5 protein-coding genes are annotated in these 3,765 nt (G+C 52.4%); 3 read left to right on the top strand and 2 right to left on the bottom strand.

Annotation, left to right across the window (positions count from 1 at the left end):
• Nucleotides 1–423 (bottom strand): plastocyanin (locus tag RA210_RS17695; RefSeq protein WP_236574797.1); only part of this gene is annotated, 423 nt, incomplete at its 3' end.
• A 163-nt stretch (nt 424–586) separates the two neighbouring features.
• Nucleotides 587–946, bottom strand: coding sequence for a co-regulatory protein PtrA N-terminal domain-containing protein (locus RA210_RS17690; RefSeq protein WP_201487469.1), 360 nt, complete (start codon nt 944–946; stop codon nt 587–589).
• 203 nt (nt 947–1,149) lie between these two features.
• Between RA210_RS17690 and RA210_RS17685 the strand changes: the two genes are divergently transcribed.
• From RA210_RS17685 to RA210_RS22255, 3 genes are all read left to right on the top strand, one after another.
• Entirely contained in the window at nt 1,150–1,833 is a 684-nt protein-coding gene (locus RA210_RS17685) for a heavy metal response regulator transcription factor (RefSeq protein ID WP_201487468.1), read from the top strand.
• Complete coding sequence (locus RA210_RS17680) at nt 1,830–3,215, top strand: heavy metal sensor histidine kinase (protein ID WP_201487467.1); 1,386 nt, start codon at nt 1,830–1,832, stop codon at nt 3,213–3,215. The genes RA210_RS17685 and RA210_RS17680 overlap by 4 nt, the downstream gene beginning before the upstream one ends.
• 271 nt (nt 3,216–3,486) lie before the next feature.
• A complete protein-coding gene (locus tag RA210_RS22255; protein ID WP_201487466.1) occupies nt 3,487–3,729 on the top strand; it encodes a hypothetical protein in 243 nt (80 codons plus the stop codon).
• The last annotated feature ends 36 nt before the right edge of the window (nt 3,730–3,765 follow it).

Raw genomic sequence — 3,765 nt, 5'->3', positions numbered from 1 at the left:
GTCATGCTTGGCTTCAATAACTTCCGGATATCCGGGAGGGCTGGAGTCTCCTGATCCGGACCAGCGCTCGCGCCATGCTATCGACTTCGCCATCCCCGTCGGCGTCAGCGTGCCATCCTTGAATAGGTCTGCCATCTCGCGCTGGTGTTCCAGCTGGGTGGCGGATCTACCGATGTTGAACTCATGCATCAACGCCCCTTCGTTTTTCAGCACGAAGCGCACGGTTTCCCCAGGCTTCACCTCAATCACCTGCTGGCTATAACCGATGTCTTCCATCTTGACGAAGACAGTGCGGGTAGTTGGCGTAGGCTTTGCCTGCTGGCCGATGTCATTAGCACTGCCGCTGCTTACGGCAGCGAAGACCTGAGAAGCAGTGCCGATCAGCAACGCAAAAGCCAGGAGCTTTAAACCTGAGCTGTTCATGATGAGACCTCGCTTATGGTGTTTGGAGATCTCATTCTATTCCCTGCTACCTGCCAAGAAGCTGACCCCAAAACTACAATTTAGTCAGATTGAAAAACGGCGCCGTGGAGGCGCCGTCAGGCCAAAGGGGTAGGGGCATAAGGCCTGCAAGATGGGATAACCGTTACGGGTGGCACTCCTTGTCAGCCATCATCAGCTTGTGCTCACGCACCATCTGAACTAGCACGTCGTCTACCAGCTTGTCGTGCCTCTCCATCCAAGCCAGATGCTCTGCGGTCGTCATGCCGGGAGCTGGGTGCTCTTTATGCAGTTGGCTCATGATGCCCTCCAACATATGCATATGCTCTTTCATATGCACATGGCGCTCGTCAGGCGAAGACTTTTCTGCTCGAACCAGTGCAGCTTCAGCCTTATCCCGCATCTGCTCAATACGTTCAAAGACACGATCACCACCGCCCTCTGCAAAAACAGCAGTAGACAGTAACAGAGAGCCAATCAGGAGCAAGCTCTTCATTGATTTCATGGCATAATTTCCTTTGAAAGAAGCCGTAACTGGCGCCCCTCATTATGTTCATGCAGGAGCGCGAGAGCATGACGCTTACATCCTCACCCTAGACAAAGCCACCTTACGAAAGGCTTAAGCCAGAATTACATTTTCGTAAGGTTAAGGCTGGTGGAGCTATTTCCCTGCAAACTGAGTAAGCCTGATCAAAGGAAACTGCCGACATGAGATTACTGGTAGCTGAAGACGAACCAAAAATCGGGACATACCTGCAGCAAGGGCTCTCCGAAGCTGGGTTCAATGTTGACCGGGTCATGACAGGTACCGATGCGCTTCAGCATGCTTTGAGCGAAGCCTATGACCTCTTGATCCTGGACGTGATGATGCCCGGGCTGGATGGCTGGGAAGTGCTACGCATGGTACGAGCCGCCGGCAAGGACGTTCCCGTGCTATTCCTGACTGCACGCGATGGGGTTGATGAGCGGGTAAAAGGATTAGAGCTGGGTGCAGACGATTACCTTGTCAAACCATTCGCCTTTTCCGAGCTGCTGGCCAGGGTCAGAACCTTGTTACGGAGAGGCCACAGTTCGTCCATCCAAGCCACCATGAGAATTGCCGATCTTGAGGTCGACCTGCTGAAACGCCGAGCCATACGCGGCGGAAAGCGAATAGACCTTACGGCGAAAGAGTTCTCTTTACTGGAACTCCTACTGCGACGACGCGGAGAAGTTCTGCCGAAGTCTCTGATTGCCTCTCAAATCTGGGACATGAACTTCGACAGTGATACAAACGTCATTGAGGTTGCCATTCGGCGGCTGCGCGCGAAGATAGATGATGACTTCGAGGTCAAACTAATCCATACCGCCCGAGGCATGGGCTATATGCTTGACGCGCCGGATTCAGAATGAAGCGACTCTCTCTGACTGTTCGCATGAGCCTGATGTTCATGTCTGCGGTAATCGCAGTCCTTACGGTAGCCGGATTGAGCTTCAACATACTCAGCCAGCATCACTTCGTGACATTAGACCGGCAGATCCTGCTCGAAAAACTCGAATCCACCAAGCGTATTCTCGAAAGCAAACGGAATAGCGAAAATCTATCGGAAGAGCTTCCGCAGCTACAGGCCTTGCTTGGAGCGCATCAGGATATGGCAGCCACCATCTTGGCCGGAGATGGCTCAGTGCTGTTTTCAGATTCTAAAGCAGCCAATATCCCAGAAAGATACCGAGTATCGGCTACACGAAGCATGTGGGAATGGCAGGACGGTGAACACATGTATCGTGGCATGACTGAGAAAATTTCGATACCCGGTCAAGCTGACCCTCTGACCGCCCTATTAATCCTTGATGTAACTACTCATACACATTTTTTTGAGACGCTGCTACGATGGTTCTGGATTGGACTGCTCATAAGCTCCATTGCCAGCGTTGCCCTCGGGTGGATGGTAGCCAGGCGTGGGCTCGCCCCCTTGCAGCAGATCACTCAGGTAGTTGCTTCCATGTCAGCGAGGTCTCTGAAGGAGAGAATCCCCCTAGAGTCGGTCCCCCCTGAGCTTCAACAGCTGGTCGCATCATTCAATGCGATGCTAGCCAGGCTCGATGATGCCTTTGCCAGACTCTCTAACTTTTCAGCCGACATTGCACACGAACTGCGAACACCAGTGAGCAATCTGATGACCCATACTGAAGTTGTGCTCACCAAGAAACGCAATATCGAAGACTACCAAGAGAATCTCTGCTCAAATCTCGAAGATCTCAAGCGCATGTCGCGCATGATTGATGACATGCTGTTTTTGGCTAAATCTGACAATGGCTTGATCACACCTGAAAACGCTTGTATTGAGCTCAAGGAGCTCGTAACAAAACTGGTCGAATACTACCACCTGCTTGCAGATGAAGCTGGCATTACCATCACCGTATCGGGATCAGGAATCATCTCTGGCGACCGACTGATGCTAGATCGCGCGATCTCTAACCTGCTATCTAACGCCCTGCGCTACACTCCGGCAGGCGAGAGGATTTCAGTTAAAATTCGCACGAGCGGTGAAGCTGTCTCGCTGACCGTCGAAAATCCAGGAGAAGTTATAAGCCCAGATCACCTAGATAAACTCTTCGACCGCTTCTATCGCGCGGACCCAGCCCGACGCGAAGGAAGCCCAAGCAATGTAGGGCTTGGATTGGCCATTACACGATCCATCGTTGAAGCACACAAAGGTAAAATTTGGTGTACTTCAGAAAATGGGATTACGGCTTTTCACATCGAGTTTTTGTTACAAAATCAAAGTTCTTGAGTCGAGGTAGCGACAAGAAGTGAGTGCAACATTTGACCATTCCGACAGGGGGCACGAACTCAACGTAGAAGAACGCTCCGACGTTCAGGCATGCCTGCCACACAGCATGACAGCATGCGCTTGCCCGAATGACCATCAGCGGCGAGATCCGACCTGACTGCAACGGACACAGGCAGCACCAGACGCAAAAGCCCTGCGCGAAGTTTCGGCCTCCTGATGCCATGGCACAGGCAAGTGCAACCTGACCAAAGGCAAGGTCAACGCGACGGCTATGAGCATTTTGGTCGAGCACACCAGCACCTACGATGCGACGGCTATTTCGGCGCTGGAAGGCTTTAGTTCGGAGCTCAATCGCATGCCGCTGGCTGCGTCAAAGGCCAATCCTATGACTGACCGCGAGATGGCCCGGCATGCGAAAATAACTGGGTATACGGATTTAATGGTTGATGGGGCACCTTCACCCCATCAATCTGATACCACCCTCAGATGGTTGATAGATCGACTCCGTAGTTGAGTTCCTCTGCGAAGTCCGGCAGTCCGTAACCGATGG

It is taken from the genome of Pseudomonas sp. OF001, assembly GCF_904426495.1.
GTDB lineage: Bacteria > Pseudomonadota > Gammaproteobacteria > Pseudomonadales > Pseudomonadaceae > Geopseudomonas.
The sequence above is the reverse complement of the archived record's forward strand: the minus strand, read 5'-3'. Positions and strand labels throughout refer to the sequence as shown.

Bases quoted from the DNA above. Each gene is read 5' to 3' on its own strand.
- RA210_RS17690 (WP_201487469.1), bottom strand. From the start codon at position 946: ATGAAATCAATGAAGAGCTTGCTCCTGATTGGCTCTCTGTTACTGTCT.
- RA210_RS17685 (WP_201487468.1), top strand. From the start codon at position 1,150: ATGAGATTACTGGTAGCTGAAGACGAACCAAAAATCGGGACATACCTG.
- RA210_RS17680 (WP_201487467.1), top strand. From the start codon at position 1,830: ATGAAGCGACTCTCTCTGACTGTTCGCATGAGCCTGATGTTCATGTCT.
- RA210_RS22255 (WP_201487466.1), top strand. From the start codon at position 3,487: ATGAGCATTTTGGTCGAGCACACCAGCACCTACGATGCGACGGCTATT.